Origin of the sequence: Streptococcus saliviloxodontae, assembly GCF_016908655.1 — a bacterium.
GTDB classification, from domain to species: domain Bacteria; phylum Bacillota; class Bacilli; order Lactobacillales; family Streptococcaceae; genus Streptococcus; species Streptococcus saliviloxodontae.
Map to the genome: position 1 here is coordinate 1 of NZ_JAFBEI010000005.1, position 17,619 is coordinate 17,619.

Genomic DNA, 17,619 nt, shown 5'->3' on the forward strand with positions numbered 1-17,619 from the left:
ATTCTCATCGCTTTAAACATGCAAAAAGAGAGAACCAATCTGATTCTCTCTCGCTGCTGATTATAAGTCAACCCACTACAGTTGACAAAGAGCCTATTTTTACATCACTGGTCTAATCCCTACCACCTTATCCCTTGAAATACAAAAAGGAGCTCGAGACAAAAATCGTCTTGAACTCCTTAGTTAATAGCTCTAATTACATCATTTGAGAGATTTTTACAGTCCCTCAATGTCTTTTTGGAGCGTCAGTCTTAAATCAGGCGTCATACGACGTGGCCCTCTAATATTAGTCACACCATAGTCTCTCAAAATATCAGCCGTATAGACCTCTTCTGAAAAACTCTTAATACGTTCGATACGCATGAGTTTCTGAATATTGGGATGATCACGATAGCCATCATTTCTGATATCTGCTTCCAAGACACGGCAAAGGTAACGGAGTGCCCGTGTCGGTGCTGTCATATAAATCCCTACATAATCTCCTTTTTTGATAGAAGCTTTCTGTGTCCAATCAATAACCTTATTTTCTGCAAATTCAGCATCAATATCGTAATACTTGGGATTAGCAGGAATGAGCCAGTAATCTGGTCCATCGCTATTCGCTAGGCGATTAGGATTAACCAGTTGACGGCTTTTAGCAAGCAACTCCCAAAGAACATCGTCTGCTAAGCCATCATCTAAAACGATAGAAATCCAATTTTTCTTAGACATGTGATAGGAAGGATAAATACCATCTTGCTTCAATAAGCCTTCCATGTCATCAGGATTAACCTTGATATTGATAACCTCCACATCTCGCTCTGCTATTTCAGATGGAAATTGACCAAGCTTACTCATCTTCAAAGGAAAAATCAAAGCATACCATTTCCCTCCTACACGATAAGAAGCATAATGAGGGAATTTCTTAAATGGATGATCCATCGGGTCCTGCCAAGTACTTGCGATATAGTCAACCAAACGATTCGTTTGTCCCTTGGCAAATAGCTGCGCTTCAAAACAGGTCTCTACAATACGATCTAAAATACCTTGATAAGCCTCTCGTACCTGACCAACAAAAGCCCCCGTTGCCTGCGTGACATGGAGCGCTACATACTCCTCACCAAGATCACAATCCACCACACGACCAGATGGATTTCCTTCTTGATCAATATGAATGTGCACCTCAAAAGCTTCATTCATGATTTTTTCAACATAATCATAGCCGTCTTGCGACTTGATAAAACCAAAAGATTCTAAACGCTCAACCACTAGACGTTTTTTAGCAAAAAAGTCACTTTCAAAAGACATCTCACATCCCCTTTCTAAATAAAACTGCTATCATTATAACAAAAAAATCAGCCCCATAAGATCTAACGTAAATAAAACCTAGTCAGAACTGATAGAGCTTTTAATACCTGTAAAAATTACAAAGGGAAGGGACAATCCTCTCTTCCTTGACAACTAAATCTAGGACTGTCTTATCCCATTTTCTACAAGGCTTCCACAAGATAGTGGAAGAGTCTTTGACTTTCTTGCTTTTCAAGGAGGAGTTCTGGATGCCATTGGATCCCTAGTAAAGGAGAGCCGTCCTTACTTTCATAAGCTTCAATGGTCCCATCGCGAGGGTCGCGCGCTGTCACTTTTAAACTAGGTGCCAAGTCTTTGACCGACTGACGGTGGATAGAATTGATACGAGAACCTGTTGCCACCAAGTTGCTAACACGGCTATTTGATTCAACAATCACTTCATGAGCAGTTCCCTTAAATTCTTTTTGCCAGTGATTGGAAATCTCTTGATTTAATGTTCCTCCCAAAGCTACATTCAACAGCTGCATTCCTCGGCAGACTGCAAAAATTGGCTTTCCTTGTTTAAGTGCTTCCTTAACAAGTGCAAATTCAAAAATGTCACGCTCTAAATTGTAGTCGTCACTGCCAGTTTCTTTTTCCTCACCATAAAACCGAGGATCAACATTTTGACCACCTGATAGAATCAACTTATCAATCATCGAAACGTAGCTTTCTGCCAAATCAGGTGTCCCAATAGGAATAATAATTGGAATGCCACCAGCTTCTTTAACCCCATCAGATAGATGACGTGAGACCGCATCAAATGTAATACCAGACATAACTGGCATTTCCTTTTCATTCCCTGTAATTCCAACGATGACTTTTTTCATTTTTTGCGACCTCACTTTCACTCATTTTCAATAAGCCTATTTTAGACCTTTTCTGGCCTTTTGACCAATACCATTTTCTTATCACGGAGATAAAAGAAACTTATCACAGCAACAGATATACAAAAAAGGCGAGACCAGAGTCTCACCCAAAATGATAACTTATTCTTAAAAATCTGCTACGTTGTGGTAAACTTTTTGAACGTCGTCATCTGCTTCCAGAGCATCAATCAATTTTTCAAATGTTTCTAGGTCTTCGCCTTCAAGTGTCACTTCTGATTGAGGAATCATTTCAAGTTCAGTGACTTGGAATTCTTCAACACCGTTAGAGCGAAGCGCTTCGATACCTTTATGAAGGTCTGTTGGAGCAGTGTAAACAGTAATCGTTCCTTCTTCTGCTTCTACGTCATCAACTTCAACGTCTGCTTCAAGCAATTGCTCAAAGATAGCATCTGCATCATCGCCTGCAAAAACGATAACACCTTTTTTATCAAACATGTATGACACTGAACCAGCTGCACCCATGTTACCACCGTTTTTACCATAGGCAGTACGAACGTTAGCAGCTGTACGGTTAACGTTTGAAGTAAGCGTATCAACGATAATCATTGAACCATTTGGTCCAAACCCTTCGTAACGTCCTTCAACGAAAGTTTCATCAGTGTTTCCTTTAGCTTTATCGATGGCTTTATCGATAACGTGTTTTGGCACTTGTGCTTGTTTTGCACGTTCCAAAACAAACTTCAAAGCTGAGTTTGACTCTGGATCTGGTTCACCTTGTTTAGCAGCTACATAGATTTCAACACCAAATTTTGCGTAAACTTTTGAGTTAGCACCATCTTTGGCAGTTTTTTTGGCAACAATATTGGCCCACTTACGTCCCATTAGGATTCTCCTGTTTGATCATTTATTTTCTTTTGAAAATAGCAGAGCTAAATTCATAATCCCCTTTATTATAGCACTTTGGAAGAAGGGTGTAAAACAAGAAATGAGAAAATCATGCGATTCGCCATCTCATTCAAGGTCTTTATCAGGTCACTACTTGGCTTGACTCTCCAAATATTCCTTCAGACTCCTTGATTTTCTTCCCAGTACACGCTCAATATCACCAGAAACACCAGCCTGCTCACCTGATGCAATCGCTGTATAAGTCGATACCCAAGCATCATACTGCCAGTCTTCTGCTCGCCATACCTGACGAGATTTATAGGCTTCTTCTACCGTCTCTTCGATGTAAGAAATAGAGACACCCTTTAGCTGACTGAACTGCTCTGCGATTTCCTCAAGGCTAAGGTCCTTTGGCCCTGTCATATCAAGCACTTGATTTTCCCACTTGATAGGATTTTTCAAGATCTCCACAATCACCTCTGCCACATCACTTCTAACAACTGCAGAGACCTTACCCTGACCAGCAGGACCCTTGATTTCTCCATAAACCTGACAAAGCTCTACAAAGAAATCCATGTAAAAATTATCTCGGACAAAGGTATAAGCAAAGCCACTTTCCTTAATATAACTTTCTGTCTCAGCATGATCGCGTGACAGGGTAAACGTGGCATCAGCGGAAGCATTGTAAAAAGAAGTATAGATAATGTGTTTCACACCAGCCTTTTTGGCACTATCGATAAAGGATTTATGCTCCTCAATACGATGGGGATTTTCATGCCCAGACACCATGAAAAGGACATCTACCCCCTCCAAGGCTGCAACAGTACCTTCCGAAAACTCATAGCTAGCTTTGTAGAGACTTGCATTCTCAAAAATCGCGGCCTTTTCAGGACGACGTGCCAAATGTCTAGCTGAAACGCCCGCCTCAGCTAGCTGTTTAGCCACATAACCACCGAGGTGACCCGTCACGCCTGTCAATGCAAGTACTGTCATATCTTATCTCCTTTTCTTATCTTGTGACCTATCAAAATAAAAGTCTACTCTTAGTTGCCACCATTATATCACGATATACAAAAACTAGCCGATATTTGATATCGGCTAGTACGTATTTAATCATTTTAGTTAGTATCATCAAGCGAAAGAAAGTTACAGTTTATATCTTCTGCAATAACTTCAAGTCTCTTAAAGGTGCCTTCTTTATCCCCTCGAATGATTGGATTATTTAACTTGTCACACTTCACTCCTCTATTTATTGATTGAAACCCAAGATGCATTACCCGCATAGTCTTCTGGTTGGAATTTAATCTAATCTTAATTTTTTCGATCACTTTGGCATACTTTTTGTTTTTACTGAAAAAAATAATAATTTCACAATTTCCAATTTCACCAATAATACGCTTTATGTTTTCCTCTGAGTCAATGTCGTTTACTGGTGGGGTACTCATCCCTGTTTTTTCTTTATAGAAAATTTTATCAGATAAATTTAAAATTCGATAATCATACCTTTGTGTAGTAGGAAATTCTGTCGGAATACTTTGATTCAAAAAATACAACAGTGTCTCTAAATTTTTTCCCGTCTGACCTGCAACTGGCTTTCCCTTATTTTCTTCTTCTTGTCCGGGACAAATGAAAACAAATGCCACTCTTGCAATATCTTTTCCCTTACAATAGCTAGGTGTATATTTGATCATAGTACTCTCCTTCTACTTTTATATTTATAATTGTTGACTAATTTTATACTACCGTCTTTTGTCATCCTACACCTTTCGATTAACTTTTTTTACGGTGAAAAGGCAACACTTTTCTGAACAATTTTTATAAAGTGTTTTTTAAGCGATAACTCGTTTTGTCATGGGAGTTTGATAGTTGAGACTACCATGAATGCGATGGTAGTTCCACCAGTGGACATAATCTTTCGTTTTGAGGGCTAATTCTTCTAAGGACTGGAAGGTTTCTTGGTCGATAAATTCAAGTTTGAAGGAACGATAGGTACTCTCAGCGACGGCATTGTCATAGGGACAACCAGCTTGACTGAGGGAACGAGTGATGCCAAAAGCTTCAAGCACCTCATCAATTAGCTGATTGTCAAACTCCTTGCCACGATCAGAATGAAAGAGATTGACTTTGGTTAAAGCGTAAGGAATGCTTTGGATGGCTTGTTTCACGAGCTCTGCAGTTTTGTACCATCCAACTGACAAGCCAATGATTTCACGATTAAAGAGGTCAATGATAAGACAAACGTAAGCCCAGCGCCTATCCACACGGACGTAAGTCAAGTCGGTGACAAGGGCTTCCAGTGGTCTTTCTTGGTCGAATTGCCTGTTTAAGCGGTTGGGAATAGGAGCTTCATTCTTTCCTTTGGAATGCGGTTTAAAGGCTGCTTTTTGATAAACGGATACCAAGTTTAGGCGCTTCATGATGCGACGAATCCGACGGCGAGAGAGTAAGATGCCGTCATTTTCCAAGCATTTCTTGATTTTTCTAGCTCCATACCTGGACTTGCTCTCAAAGAAAATAGTTTTAATCTTTTCCTCGAGAGCAGCCTCTGACACAGGATCTACAGCTTGGTAGTAGTAACTTGAGCGCGGGATGTTCAGCCAACGACACATAGCTGAAACGCTGTATTTATCCTTGTTAGCAGTGATTACTTGTCTTTTCGTGCCATAATCACTGCCGCTTGCTTTAGGATGTCTAATTGCATTTCAAGCTCTTTATTGCGCTTTCTGAGTTGAATCAGCTCCCGTTGTTCATTTGTCATATTATCAATAGACTTGAAAGAACGAGTTGTTTTGGCTTGTCTGACCCACTTGTCGAAGGTTGAGGGGGTTAATTCATATTCTTTGATAAGCTCACTTCGTTTCATACCAGCCTTGTGGAGGTCAACGATTTGTTGCTTAAAGTCATCGGTGAAGTGGCGACGTATTTTTCTAGACATATCTATTCTCCTGTTTTCTTTAGTGTAGAACACTTTATAAATTCTGTCTAGTTTAGTGTAACCGATTCACGGTAATAGTTTTATTAAGAAGAATTACATTATACATCTAAATTTCATCATTTACAATAAAATACTAAGTAATTATCAAAATGGTCAAATGAATTACTAGTCCTACTTATTCTACAAATAGAAGATTCTCCATCTTTGGGTACCACTGTGTCAAAACATAGAGGGAACTATGTACATATTTTGATATCACACAAATATTAGGTAAACTATTAACTTGATTACAATTGTGTTTCAAGCAAATCGTATCAGCACCTAATTCAAAATGAATTAGCAGCACAGATTAATATTATTTTCGATACTAAATATATCCGATTCTTCTAATCCCAATAACACCTCGACGTAAAAAAATAATATCATACTTTTCATACTCATATAGTTGAAGATCAAACGTCGCTACATTGAATATTTCTGGAGTAAAATTTTCATAATCAAAGTTTTCATAATCAAATAGCTCAACTCCTATTTTTTCTAAAATTTCTTTCGGAAGTTCATAATTTTGATCTACTAGGCCAAACATTGTAAAACCATTTTCAACACAGAACGACATGACAGCCGAGTAACCTGCTGAATAGGCTACGGAACCAATCATTGAACCTATAAAACTGCCAATCATAAAGCCTAAAACCGGAAGTTCTATGATACCTTGACTAATTCCACCGATATAAAGTGAACAAGTAGAAACAAACATTTGTTTTATAAGTTCATCAGTTAACTCTTGTCTGGTCATTTCTCCCTTAGCAACTTTAAAAGAGTTTTGTATAGTGTTCATTGTAACAACTGTCACCATTCCGATAATCGAAGGTTCAACTTCTTTTAGCGTTGAACCTAGCAAGCCAGCCTTACAGTTAGCCGTAATCGCTGCTGATATACTTCCCCTAATAAAACCTTCACTCACTCCAGTCACAGCAGCTAAACCTATTGCTTTATACTGCTCCTCATCTATTTCGCCATTTTGAATCAAATAATCTATGGCTTTTAGTATTTCTGGAGTTATCTTAAGAACTAAAGATACAACAGCAGCTGACATGCCAGCTTGGAAAGATTCACGTATAATATCTGATTCTTGTATCAACTCCTCTGTTGTCAATCCAAGCTTTTTAGGATCTACAAGCCCTTCTTTAGCTAATCGAGCAATCTGTCTCGATTCAGCCTCTGTAAGTTGGATAGATTCAACACCTTCATTATCAGAAATTTTATCTGTTAACATTGCTAAGGTTTCTTTTAATCTTTGAACTTGTTCCGGTCGATTTACTGATTCTTTAGCAATATTCTTTTCCAAATATGCTATTGCATCTTTCAACTGATCGGCTGGTATAACTCGAATTTGTCCTGCATAAACTGCACTATTTAATACGGAGGTATCAGAATAACCACGTTTCTTCAGGAATGTTTCAATCGAATCTTTACCACCTTGTGCCTGATATTCTTTATACCGCTCAAATATACTTTTTGACTGTTGCTTTGCACTTGTAACACCGTCTTTATAATATTTCAAACCTGCTTTTGAAATAAAATTTTTTCCTCTAACATCAACTGAACCAAAGTCATGACTTCTATCAACTACAAGTCGGTGATTAGAACCTCTTACGGCTGCTTTAATATTAAATGTGCCAGCATGCCAAAATTCAGCAACGTCTCCTTTTAAAGTGCTGATACTTGCAGCAGTACCACTAAAACCGTTTAATGATTTTACGGTCTCGTTTATTTCAAATTCAACTCTATCAATATACTGATTTCCTAGAGCGCTACCCAGCAATGAACTATTATTTTTCTCAAAGAATTCGATACCTTCTCTAAAGCCATCCATATTATTCCTCCAAGAATTTAGCCAATCCTTCTCTATAAAATGCAACAATCAATGTTTGATATTGCTGTTGTTTCATTTTCTTTTGTCTATATACTGATACAACCGTTCCACCGACAATACCTCCTACTGCTACGTCGGCTACAAGTCCACCCGCTGCGATCGCTGCTTTAGAAAATTTATTCTTAGAAAATAATCCATTAGCTTTCTTATCTACTGTATCCGCGACTGTTTTACTAAAATTTCTAAAATCGATTTTTTCAAAATTAAGGCCATAGCCTGAGTAAAGTTTCGCAAATTTATTGTACTCTTCCTCATCTTCAATTCCTGTAGTTACACGTATCACGCCACGATTTCCTAACCAGCCATATGTCATACCAAATTGGTCATAATACATTTTCATACTACTGTTAAATTCATTTTTACTAACTTTACCATTACCTAAAAAGAGTATATGTACCTTTGAAGAAATAGTTGCCATATTATCAGAATAGTGTTTTTCTTTCCAGACCACAACATCAACAGTTCCATCTTTGATACCAAGTACTTCGTCCTCCGTATCATCTTTTAAGCTAATTAGCTGGCGAAGGAAATTGGCATATTTTTCAGTTTTGTCATCACATACAATAATCAATTTTTTCATATTATTTCCAATCATGTTGTATTCCTCTTTCTTATTACTTTGATAATTATTTTGCGCTTACTACTTACAATTTTTTAGTAACTCTCTATATCAAAATAGTTAAGTTTATTATCTAGATTACTATATGTAATCCTACTTGCATATCTTAGATACCGTCTTTGATTAAGTTCGATTGCAATTAACGTTTTTTCCTCTTATACCTAATATATATTGTTGATTACTGCAACTATCTGATAATGGTGAATAAAAATATACATCAAAACCAGAATTAATCGAATACAATACTCTTATCAGATAACTTTTAATTGTCCAAAAATTATCAACTCATTTCCATCTTAAATTCCTTTTCCTAGTATCTTCACCTTATCTCCTTGGCTTCTCAACCACATCTCAATTCCATTCCCAAAAGATTCAACTCTAACGATAACACCTCCTTCAACTTCCTTTTCAATCTGAGCTGTTGGAAGCTTGTCTAGGAGTGACTCCAAAATACCTGTAAACTCAAACCGAACTTTTTTTAACTCCCCTGAATACATGAACTGCACTCTCTTTTTAAACTCAGCTTCACTAAAGCGTTGGCGGTACGGAATTGGGAAAGTACGATTAGTAACCCTAACTGTCCGAATACGATCAATTCTAAAAACTGTCGGGTATTTGATCGTTTCATCCATTTGAAAAGCTAAAAGATAGAAATAAAACTCTGAAAAAACTATTCCAACAGGCTTAACTTCATGATGCTTTATTTTGTTATCTGCACGTCGATAGGTAATTTCAATAACGTGTTGGTCAGATATAGCTTCTCTGAGTTCCCAAATTTCATCTATAAGTGGCTTACCGTGCTGAAGCTCTAAATAATTTACCCTTTCATTATTGATTGCTTGATAGACTTGCTTAGCATCTTTTTTTTGACAAAGTTTCAATAGCTTATCCACAATCACTGTAAATTCTTGATTATTGAAGGCTCGGCTCTCAATCAAGATTTTACACAAAGCAAAAACTTCTTTCTTCGACAAATCATTAGGCGTTGAATCAAGCCTGTAACAATTATTTTGACGATCATATTTAATATCACCTAGAGCTTTTTCTGAGTAATAACATCTGAGTCTATCAATGTCTCTTTGAAAAGTTTTAGCATCAATACCAAATTTTTTTAATATCTCTGCCTTTTCTAATGACTCTCCTTTACTAAGCTGATCATGCAACTCTATTAATCTAAACGATGATAACATTACAACTCACCTTTAATCCTTAGTTTTTTTGTAGTCAATACTTATTTTCGATGTTATTATACCAAAAACACATGGACACTATTTGGGGTTTTAATTAATTTCTTAAAATTTTTACTATCACGATATACAAAAACTAGCTCAACTTTGGTGTTGAGCTAGTTTTTATCAGTTTTGCTAACCATCAATTAAACCACAGGACTTAATCTGCGATGTGCTTAGCTAGATTTTTCTCGTATTCAGCATTTGATTTTGCTTTTTCTTTTAGCCATTTCTTGCGTGATTTAGCAAAATCACTAGCTGTCACTGCTTCTGATTGAATTTTCTTATACTTGTAAGTAACAGAACCTTTAGTACCTGTCCAAGAGTAAGCACCAGTGTGAGGCGTGATCTTAGTGATTACTGGGTTCGCACCTAGTGAGTAAAGTGGGATAAGCACAGAACTGTCTGTCAAGGCTGCCTGAGCCTTAGCAAACTCTTGGTAACGTTTGATAACATCACTAGTTTCTGCATCTGCTGCTTCAAGGTAAGTTTCAAATGAATCCAAACCTGCTTGTTTAGCAATTGCTGTATCACCAGCTGTTAAACCAATCTGATGGACATAGCTACCATTTGATGGGTTGTAGACATCGAGGTAAGTTGATGGGTCATCATAGTCTGCTGACCAACCAGCGATAGACAAATCCCAGTCCATCTGACTAGCAGTCTGTGCATAGTAAGTTGTGTTGTTGTAGTCTGCTTCTGACAATTGATTAATATCAACAACAACATTTTCCTTACCTAGACTAGCTTCGATAGATTGTTTGATAGAGCTAGCTTGGTTAACACCAACAGCGTATGATTTATTAACTGAGAAGTCCAAATGAATTGGGAAGCTAACGCCCTGAGCTTGCAAGGCTGTCTTGGCTTTGGCAAATTCAGCTTGTGCTTTTTCTTTGTTGTAAAGACCGTCTTGAGCATCGTCAAGGTTAACACCTGTCCACTCACTTCCAAGTGATGCCAACTCAGTTTCTACAGCACTACCAAAGTTTTCTGTACCAATTGATACAAAACTAGGTGGTACAAAGGTATTACGTAAAGATTTGCTTGCAGCATCCTCACCAACACGCTGTGCATTATAAGCGGTACGATCCAAAGCAAATCCGATAGCTTGACGGAAATCTTTGTTCAAGATAGCTTGTTTGGTATCAGATTTCTGAGTATCTGTTGTTTTCTTAGTAAAGTTTGTCGCTTGACGGTTTAGGTTAAAGTTAAGAGAGTAGGTTGTTGAATCCTGTGCACCGTAAAGAATGTTATCTTTATATTTCTTAACCGCTGCTGAGTAGGTTGAACTGTTAGGATTCAAACCAACACCTGTGTAAATACCGTCATCAAAGTTTGTGAAAAGAGAATCTGAGTCTGAACCATCATTGTAAACATACTTAACTGTCGTGATATGAACGTTATCAGCATCCCAATAATTCTCGTTCTTTTCAAATTTGATTTCAGATTTTGAAGTCAAATTCTTCAAGATATACGGTCCATTATAGAGGATACTTGATGGATCTGTCGTTCCAAACTTATCTCCCTTAGAATTCAAGAACTCTTCATTAACTGGGAAAAGAACCTGGTTAGTTAGTTTAGAGTTCCAATAACTCTCAGGCTGTGTCAAAGTATATTGAACCGTATAATCATCAAGTGCCTTAACACCAACTGTTGAGAAGTCCGTCGTCTTACCATTGACATAGTCACCAAGACCCTTGATAGATGATTGAATCATATACAAGGCATCTGCTCCTGAGTCGGCCGCATGCTTGACACCTGCAACGAAGTCTTTAGCCTTGACTTCAGCATACTCTTCACCATCAGAAGTGTACCATTTTGCCCCCTTACGTAGCTTGTAAGTGTAGGTCAAACCATCCTTAGAGACCGTCCAATCCTTTGCCAAAGAAGGTACAAGATTACCGTACTTATCATTTTCCAAGAGACCGTCCACTGCTTGAGTCGTATAGTCAGTCGTTGTCGCACGATAAGACTTGATGTAATCCAATGAATCAGGGTCCGTTGCATAAACATACTGATAAGTTGAATTGTCCTTACTGCTACTGTTGGTTGAACAACCCACTAAAATACCAGATGATAAGGCTAATAACATCACTAATTGACTTTTCTTTTTCACTAACATGATATCTCCTTTGCCAGCATTATAATATTTATTCCATAATAGCAAAAAAATTACCTTTATCCTAGATTTATTATGCTAAAAAGAGAAAAAAATCAAAAAACCTAACATCGAAAGTTAGGTTTTGCTATCATTTTATCTCTAAATAGAACAAAACGATAGTTATTTCACGAAAATTGTAACCACTTTTCATTATTTTCATTTCGTTTTCTTGAAAATGTATATTTTAATCAGGATTATTCGTAAGCCGAACTGGTACTCGTCCCCAAGTCTGCTCAGCTATCTTGCTATTCCCTAACTGATAAACAGCATCTGATTGTTGCGTGGTATCATCCCAGCTCTCTGCTCCAATCCTTGCCACGATGTCCACAGACTTTTTCACAGACTTGAGGTGAGCCTGCCCTTTTGCAGTGAACCCCAAGACATGAATAGCTTGTGGCAAAGGTTTTTCCACAGCTCCCACCAAGATGTAGGTCAAGATGCGTCTCACACGCGCCTTGGTGTAGCGTTTGGTAGCTACTTTTTCCACCAATTCCTCCACAGTCGCTACGCTCCTAATAGCAGAGCGGATACGACTGGCTAATTCCTCGTTGACTTGGAAAAATTGCCTTAAATCACTTGTCGTCAAAATCTGATATTTGAGCAAGTCAAAGTAGTTCTCCCATGACACCTGTGGACAAGCTAAAATCAAGTCTGAACTAGGGGCTACCTTTTCCACAAAGGACTTGTCTGAGATATGCTTACGAATGGCTGTCGCAGAAGCAATCTCCTCCTCTTTACTCTCCGAATGAAAACCAGCACCTAGTCGCTTAATAGGCTGTAATTGAATATTCTTTCCAGCGCAAGCCTTGGCATAGGCTAGTCCCAAGATATGATTTGGCGTCTGACCCGAGAAGTTGAGACCAAGAAAATTTTCCCACATAACTTGCGTTTTCTGTGGATAAGTCAGGCTATCTGGAAGCGTCGAAAAAAAAGCCGTCATCTGCTTCTCTTTTTCCCCATAGACCTGTGAAATCTGTGTATAATCCAAGTCTTCTTCCGTGCCAAAGGTCAGGGTATCAATGCCCAGACGCGTCAAAATATCCACAGCAGCCTGAGCAAAATAGTCTGCCGACTGAACGCTGGCAAGAAAAGGCAGCTCGACTACCAAGTCCGCACCATTTTCCAGAGCCAACTGAGTTCGTGTCCACTTGTCAATGAGAGCAGGCTCGCCACGCTGCATAAAATTACCAGACATGACGACAATCTTGGTCCCACTGCTCTGCTCCAGCAGGTATTTATGCCCATTGTGAAAAGGATTAAATTCGGCGATAATGCCAGTGATGGTCATAGGATACTCCTACTTCTGACAGACAAAGAACCATCTGGCGGAAGTGTCTGTCGGTTCCTTGTCTTCAAAGTCTGCGTAGAGTTTAAAGGATTTAAAGCCTGCTTGTTCGAGGAGGATGTCGTAAGTCAAGACTTCATAGGTGCGTTCTTCATGAATTTCGTCATAACGGCTAAAGCGTCCGTCTTCCTCTTCAATAAAGAAGGTCAACTCATGGACAACAGAGTGAGGTGCCTCGTCCTCGTAACTATCCCAGACCATGGCAAAATCGTCAGCATTTTCATGGTAAGAATAGCCCGGAAAAGCTTCATCAATCTGGTAAGTAGAGTGTACATCAAAGATAAAGACCCCGTCCTCCTCCAAGCAATCGTAGACCTGCTTAAAGACATCGCCGACCTCGGCTTCATCCTGCATGTAGCAGATAGAGTCTGAGTAGCAGGTCACAAAGTCGTAGGTCCCAGCCTGAGACAAGTCCAACATATTGCCCTGCATAAAGTCAATCTTCTGTTTGGCTGAAGCTGCTCTCTTTTGAGCCACGTCTAACATCTCTTGAGAGAGGTCAAGCCCAGTCACCTCAAAGCCTGCCTGCGAAAAACGCACCGACTGGATGCCAGTCCCACAAGCCAACTCCAAGAGTTTCTTTCTCTCCTTTGTCTTTCGCAAATGGCGGAGCGAAAAGTCTGTCCACTTGTCATAAAGGGTATCATCCATAATAGCATCGTAGACACGTGCAAAGGTTTCGTAATTTTTGTTCATATCATTTCTCCAGAAAAGAGAGTGGGATAGTAAAAACATCTGGGAGATGTTTTTAGCAAATCAATAGAGGAATTTGATTTTGTCATCCCACCTCCGCACAGTTGAGTAGGGCTTTAAAAGTTGATAAATCAACTTTTTAAAGCCCAGTCAGCAGTGGTTCATTGGCACTAAAGTGCCTAATGAACTTTGCCGGGGAAACCCTAAGTCAGCTAAAGCTGACAGGGTTTCTCCCAACCACTGCGACTTGTCAGTTAAACTATAAAAATTAAGAGGTGTGGAACTGTTGTTCCATCCTCTTATTTTCTATTACTTAATCAAGATACTCGGTCACATCCACAATCGGTGCTTCGTGCCAGAGTTTTTCAAGGTTGTAGTGGTCACGTTCATCTTCTGAGAAGACGTGAACCACTACGTCATTCAAGTCAAGCAGTACCCAGCCAGCCTTGCTATCGCCTTCGACATGGCTTGGGTCTCCACCAGCTTCTTTGACCTTCTCACGAATATTTTCAGCGATGGCTTCAAGCTGACGGCTGTTAGTCGCACTTGTGATGACAAAATAATCTGTCAGGCTCGTCAAACCAGCCAAATCAAGGGCAATAATATCTTCAGCACGCTTTTCATCAGCGGCTTTAACAACTAATTCTAGTAATTCTTTTTTATCCATTTAATCCTCTTTCAAATACTTGCAAAAAGCATTGTACGTTTCAATCGTCTGTGGGTAAATCGGCTGCGCTTTCTGAGCTAGAAAGGCAACGGTGTTGACCGTCTCGTAAGCCACAGCCTTGTCCAGTGACTGCTCTGCTATCTCACGCGCTTTTGCCACCAAAGGAAAATCTCTATTATGCTCAATGTAATCAGCCACATAGACAATCTTATCAAGTGTCGTCATCTGACGGCTACCTACGGTGTGAATCTCGATCGCACGTAGGATGTCCTTATCTGTCACGCCCAAATCTTCTTGGATTTTGTAAATGCCGACCATACCATGCCAGACATTGTTGTTCCAATGTTTAAGCTCTGGGTCTAGGTCATACTTGTCAATCAAGTCCAAGAAAGCTTGATCTGGCAATTCCTTGGCGTAGTCATGCAAAAGTCCTGCTAAACCCGCTTTTGTCCTATCATAATCATTTAGCTCTGCCAAACGAATGGCTGCCTTCTCAACGCCTAAGACGTGCTGAAAGCGATGCTCACTCATCTGCTCTGCTATTTTTTCCAAAAGCTCCTCACGGCTGATGCCAACATAAGCCTCATAGGTCATTTGTAAAGTCCTGCTTTCTTAATATAATCAAGGACAGGGGCAGGTAGGAGGTAGTTGGGTGTGCGATCTTTTTTGATAAAATCACGCACCATGCTTGATGAAATGTCCATAAGAGGAACATCCACCCAAATGACAGGGTAAGACGTTCCAGCCTTGTACTTGGGACGCTGAACACCAACAAACTGAACCATCTCGACCAACTCGTCAATGCGATGCCACTTAGGAAGATACTCCACCATATCTGCTCCGATAATGAAATAATAGTCTGTATCAGGGTTAGCTTCGGTCAAGAGCTTCATGGTATCGTAAGTATAGCTAACGCCCTTACGCTCAATCTCAATAGGCTCGATATCCAAACCTTCAACCCCATTGATTGCTAAGAGCAACATGTTCAAACGATGCTTTTCATCGATGGTTTCTTTCTTATCCACGTGAGGTGGCTCGTACTCAGGCATGAGAAGGACTTGATCCAAACCCAACTGCTGACGCACCTGATCGGCAACGACCAAGTGAGCATTGTGGACAGGATTGAAGTTTCCTCCTAAAATGCCGACCTGTTTACGGTTTTTATCTTTTGTTTCTGTTTCCAACTCCACCTTGGTGAAGGGTGTCAGTAATTCAATTGCCATACCTACCTCCTTTGCAGAGAATGTTGTCTGTTTTTGATAGACTTATTTTTTCAATGCCTTAACTTTTGGTGATAATTTGCGGTTTTCTTTTTTAGCTGACTCTTTAAAGAGAATGAGGATACGTCCGATTTTAAGAACCGTATCGCAACCAATCTCGTCTTCCAAGATTTCAGCAACCTCATGAATGTCTTCGTCTGTATTTTGAAGAAGGGTCACCTTAATCAATTCACGCGCATCAAGCGCTTGACGAACACTGGTTTTAATGTGGTCATTCAGACCGTTTTTCCCAATCTGAACAATCGGTTTCAATGTGTGTGCTTCTGATTTCAAAAAAGCACGTTGTTTACTTGTAAGCATAGTATTTCCTTTATTTTTTTCTTAAATCAAAGCCTTGCGGATAACAACTCCGACACCTTCTGGTGCCCAAGCAGCGATAACAACAGGGGTTTCTTCTGAACCCTGTACTCGAATCCAACCAAGACCTGAATAGACGATGTCCATCTTGTTTTTAACAGTGAACTCATGACGAACCAGTTTTGGAAAGTCTGTGACTTCCTTATCATTTGGCGGGGTCAAAAGACTGCCCACGTGCTTGTCATAAAAAGCGTCAGCTCCCTCAAGTTTGGTACGGTGAAGGTTGAGGTTGTTGTCAAAATAAGCGGTGAAGCCCTGCTTATTTCCAGAAACAAAATCAAAACGTCCTAATCCGCCGAGGAAAAGGGTCTGCTCAGAATTGAGCTGGTAAGTCTTGGGCTTAATTTCCTTTTTAGGACTAACATATTTGAGGTTTTTCGCTGTCAAATAATGTGCCATCTGGTGTCGGTGAATAATCCCTGGTGTGTCAAAGATGTAAGAACCATCGTCTAGTGGAATCTCAATCTTATCCAGAGTTGTCCCAGGGAAACGAGAGGTCGTGATGACGTCTTTGTCACCTGTGATTTCTTGAATGATAGCATTGATCAGTGTTGATTTTCCAACGTTGGTCACGCCGACCACATAGACATCACGCCCTTTGCGGCGTTTGTCGATAGCGGCAATGAGATCCTTAATAGCTTGCTTGTTTTGAGCAGAGGTCAAGACAACATCCAAAGGGCGCATACCTTCCTCGTGCGCTCGCTCCGTCAACCACTGGGTTACCTTGCCGTCTTTGACTGATTTTGGCAAAATATCTTTTTTATTCCCAACCAAAAGCACGTCATTCCCAGAGACAAAACGTGACAAGCCTGGAATGATTGAGCCGTTGAAATCAAAAATATCAACGACATTAACCACAAGAGCATCGCTATCACCCACTTCGTGAAGCAGTTTCAAGAACTCATCGTCTGTGATGTGAACATCAACGATTTCATTGTAATGACGCAAACGGAAACAACGTTGGCAATAAAGCTCACCTGTTTCCTCTGCTTTCTTGATCGAACTGGCAGGTGTATAACCTGCTTTTTCCTTATCCGTTGTCTGAATCTGAGCCCCACAACCGATACAAAATAATAATTCTTCCATTAAATTCCTTTTTATGATGATACAAAGGGCGTTACAAAAAGCTTATGAAAATAGGGAGATGACAGAAAATCTTGATTTTCTAGTCAGCTCATCTTTTTCACTAGCTTTTTAGCCCGTGTTCGAATACATATGATACAAAGCCCGTCAAAAACGACTGAATTTTAGGAAATCAACGCAGTGTGCTGGTACACAAGGTGATTTATCTAAATTCCGAGTTTTTAGGGCGTGTTCAAATAAACATGATACAAAGGGACCTTCCAGCTTGATAGA

The 17,619-nt window shown here is 39.5% G+C and carries 17 protein-coding genes; all 17 read right to left on the reverse strand.

What is annotated here, in order from left to right:
* Positions 1-216 precede the first annotated feature (216 nt).
* Complete coding sequence (locus JOC31_RS01560) at positions 217-1,287, reverse strand: MmcQ/YjbR family DNA-binding protein (protein WP_205016467.1); 1,071 nt, start codon at positions 1,285-1,287, stop codon at positions 217-219.
* Positions 1,288-1,469: 182 nt separating this feature from the next.
* Complete coding sequence (locus tag JOC31_RS01565) at positions 1,470-2,156, reverse strand: gamma-glutamyl-gamma-aminobutyrate hydrolase family protein (protein ID WP_205016468.1); 687 nt, start codon at positions 2,154-2,156, stop codon at positions 1,470-1,472.
* 165 nt (positions 2,157-2,321) lie between these two features.
* Positions 2,322-3,038: a YebC/PmpR family DNA-binding transcriptional regulator gene (locus JOC31_RS01570; RefSeq protein WP_205016469.1), complete on the reverse strand. Its 717-nt coding sequence runs from the start codon at positions 3,036-3,038 to the stop codon at positions 2,322-2,324.
* 153 nt (positions 3,039-3,191) lie between these two features.
* A complete protein-coding gene (locus JOC31_RS01575) occupies positions 3,192-4,034 on the reverse strand; it encodes an SDR family oxidoreductase (protein WP_205016470.1) in 843 nt (280 codons plus the stop codon).
* Positions 4,035-4,159: 125 nt separating this feature from the next.
* A complete protein-coding gene (locus JOC31_RS01580) occupies positions 4,160-4,732 on the reverse strand; it encodes a hypothetical protein (RefSeq protein ID WP_205016471.1) in 573 nt (190 codons plus the stop codon).
* 138 nt (positions 4,733-4,870) lie between these two features.
* Positions 4,871-5,976, reverse strand: a protein-coding gene (locus JOC31_RS01585; RefSeq protein ID WP_205016472.1) for an IS3 family transposase whose coding sequence is annotated in 2 segments (ribosomal slippage) — positions 4,871-5,700 and positions 5,700-5,976 — 1,107 coding nt in all. Because the reading frame shifts where the segments join, the coding sequence is not laid out codon by codon here.
* A gap of 367 nt (positions 5,977-6,343) precedes the next feature.
* Positions 6,344-7,852: a hypothetical protein gene (locus JOC31_RS01590; RefSeq protein WP_205016473.1), complete on the reverse strand. Its 1,509-nt coding sequence runs from the start codon at positions 7,850-7,852 to the stop codon at positions 6,344-6,346.
* Between the two features lies 1 nt (position 7,853).
* Positions 7,854-8,507, reverse strand: a complete 654-nt coding sequence (locus JOC31_RS01595) for a hypothetical protein (RefSeq protein ID WP_205016474.1) — start codon at positions 8,505-8,507, stop codon at positions 7,854-7,856.
* A gap of 320 nt (positions 8,508-8,827) precedes the next feature.
* Positions 8,828-9,721, reverse strand: coding sequence for a helix-turn-helix transcriptional regulator (locus tag JOC31_RS01600; protein ID WP_205016475.1), 894 nt, complete (start codon positions 9,719-9,721; stop codon positions 8,828-8,830).
* Positions 9,722-9,920: 199 nt separating this feature from the next.
* A complete protein-coding gene (locus JOC31_RS01605; protein WP_205016476.1) occupies positions 9,921-11,882 on the reverse strand; it encodes a peptide ABC transporter substrate-binding protein in 1,962 nt (653 codons plus the stop codon).
* A 223-nt stretch (positions 11,883-12,105) separates the two neighbouring features.
* A complete protein-coding gene (locus JOC31_RS01610) occupies positions 12,106-13,209 on the reverse strand; it encodes a nucleotidyltransferase (RefSeq protein WP_205016477.1) in 1,104 nt (367 codons plus the stop codon).
* A gap of 9 nt (positions 13,210-13,218) precedes the next feature.
* Complete coding sequence (locus tag JOC31_RS01615) at positions 13,219-13,962, reverse strand: class I SAM-dependent DNA methyltransferase (RefSeq protein WP_239551617.1); 744 nt, start codon at positions 13,960-13,962, stop codon at positions 13,219-13,221.
* A 310-nt stretch (positions 13,963-14,272) separates the two neighbouring features.
* Positions 14,273-14,626, reverse strand: a complete 354-nt coding sequence (gene rsfS, locus JOC31_RS01620; RefSeq protein WP_205016479.1) for a ribosome silencing factor — start codon at positions 14,624-14,626, stop codon at positions 14,273-14,275.
* Positions 14,627-15,220: a bis(5'-nucleosyl)-tetraphosphatase (symmetrical) YqeK gene (gene yqeK / locus JOC31_RS01625; protein WP_205016480.1), complete on the reverse strand. Its 594-nt coding sequence runs from the start codon at positions 15,218-15,220 to the stop codon at positions 14,627-14,629.
* Positions 15,217-15,849 (reverse strand): nicotinate-nucleotide adenylyltransferase, encoded by a 633-nt coding sequence (locus tag JOC31_RS01630; protein ID WP_205016481.1) that lies wholly within the window; start codon positions 15,847-15,849, stop codon positions 15,217-15,219. The genes yqeK and JOC31_RS01630 overlap by 4 nt, the downstream gene beginning before the upstream one ends.
* A gap of 42 nt (positions 15,850-15,891) precedes the next feature.
* Positions 15,892-16,206, reverse strand: a complete 315-nt coding sequence (yhbY, locus tag JOC31_RS01635; RefSeq protein ID WP_205016482.1) for a ribosome assembly RNA-binding protein YhbY — start codon at positions 16,204-16,206, stop codon at positions 15,892-15,894.
* 21 nt (positions 16,207-16,227) lie between these two features.
* Positions 16,228-17,349 (reverse strand): ribosome biogenesis GTPase YqeH, encoded by a 1,122-nt coding sequence (yqeH, locus tag JOC31_RS01640; protein ID WP_205016483.1) that lies wholly within the window; start codon positions 17,347-17,349, stop codon positions 16,228-16,230.
* Positions 17,350-17,619 lie beyond the last annotated feature (270 nt).

Bases quoted from the DNA above. Each gene is read 5' to 3' on its own strand.
- JOC31_RS01615 (WP_239551617.1), bottom strand. From the start codon at position 13,962: ATGAACAAAAATTACGAAACCTTTGCACGTGTCTACGATGCTATTATG.
- JOC31_RS01610 (WP_205016477.1), bottom strand. From the start codon at position 13,209: ATGACCATCACTGGCATTATCGCCGAATTTAATCCTTTTCACAATGGG.
- JOC31_RS01580 (WP_205016471.1), bottom strand. From the start codon at position 4,732: ATGATCAAATATACACCTAGCTATTGTAAGGGAAAAGATATTGCAAGA.
- JOC31_RS01570 (WP_205016469.1), bottom strand. From the start codon at position 3,038: ATGGGACGTAAGTGGGCCAATATTGTTGCCAAAAAAACTGCCAAAGAT.
- JOC31_RS01565 (WP_205016468.1), bottom strand. From the start codon at position 2,156: ATGAAAAAAGTCATCGTTGGAATTACAGGGAATGAAAAGGAAATGCCA.
- yqeK (WP_205016480.1), bottom strand. From the start codon at position 15,220: ATGACCTATGAGGCTTATGTTGGCATCAGCCGTGAGGAGCTTTTGGAA.
- JOC31_RS01605 (WP_205016476.1), bottom strand. From the start codon at position 11,882: ATGTTAGTGAAAAAGAAAAGTCAATTAGTGATGTTATTAGCCTTATCA.
- JOC31_RS01600 (WP_205016475.1), bottom strand. From the start codon at position 9,721: ATGTTATCATCGTTTAGATTAATAGAGTTGCATGATCAGCTTAGTAAA.
- JOC31_RS01590 (WP_205016473.1), bottom strand. From the start codon at position 7,852: ATGGATGGCTTTAGAGAAGGTATCGAATTCTTTGAGAAAAATAATAGT.
- JOC31_RS01575 (WP_205016470.1), bottom strand. From the start codon at position 4,034: ATGACAGTACTTGCATTGACAGGCGTGACGGGTCACCTCGGTGGTTAT.
- JOC31_RS01630 (WP_205016481.1), bottom strand. From the start codon at position 15,849: ATGGCAATTGAATTACTGACACCCTTCACCAAGGTGGAGTTGGAAACA.
- JOC31_RS01595 (WP_205016474.1), bottom strand. From the start codon at position 8,507: ATGATTGGAAATAATATGAAAAAATTGATTATTGTATGTGATGACAAA.
- yhbY (WP_205016482.1), bottom strand. From the start codon at position 16,206: ATGCTTACAAGTAAACAACGTGCTTTTTTGAAATCAGAAGCACACACA.
- JOC31_RS01560 (WP_205016467.1), bottom strand. From the start codon at position 1,287: ATGTCTTTTGAAAGTGACTTTTTTGCTAAAAAACGTCTAGTGGTTGAG.
- rsfS (WP_205016479.1), bottom strand. From the start codon at position 14,626: ATGGATAAAAAAGAATTACTAGAATTAGTTGTTAAAGCCGCTGATGAA.
- yqeH (WP_205016483.1), bottom strand. From the start codon at position 17,349: ATGGAAGAATTATTATTTTGTATCGGTTGTGGGGCTCAGATTCAGACA.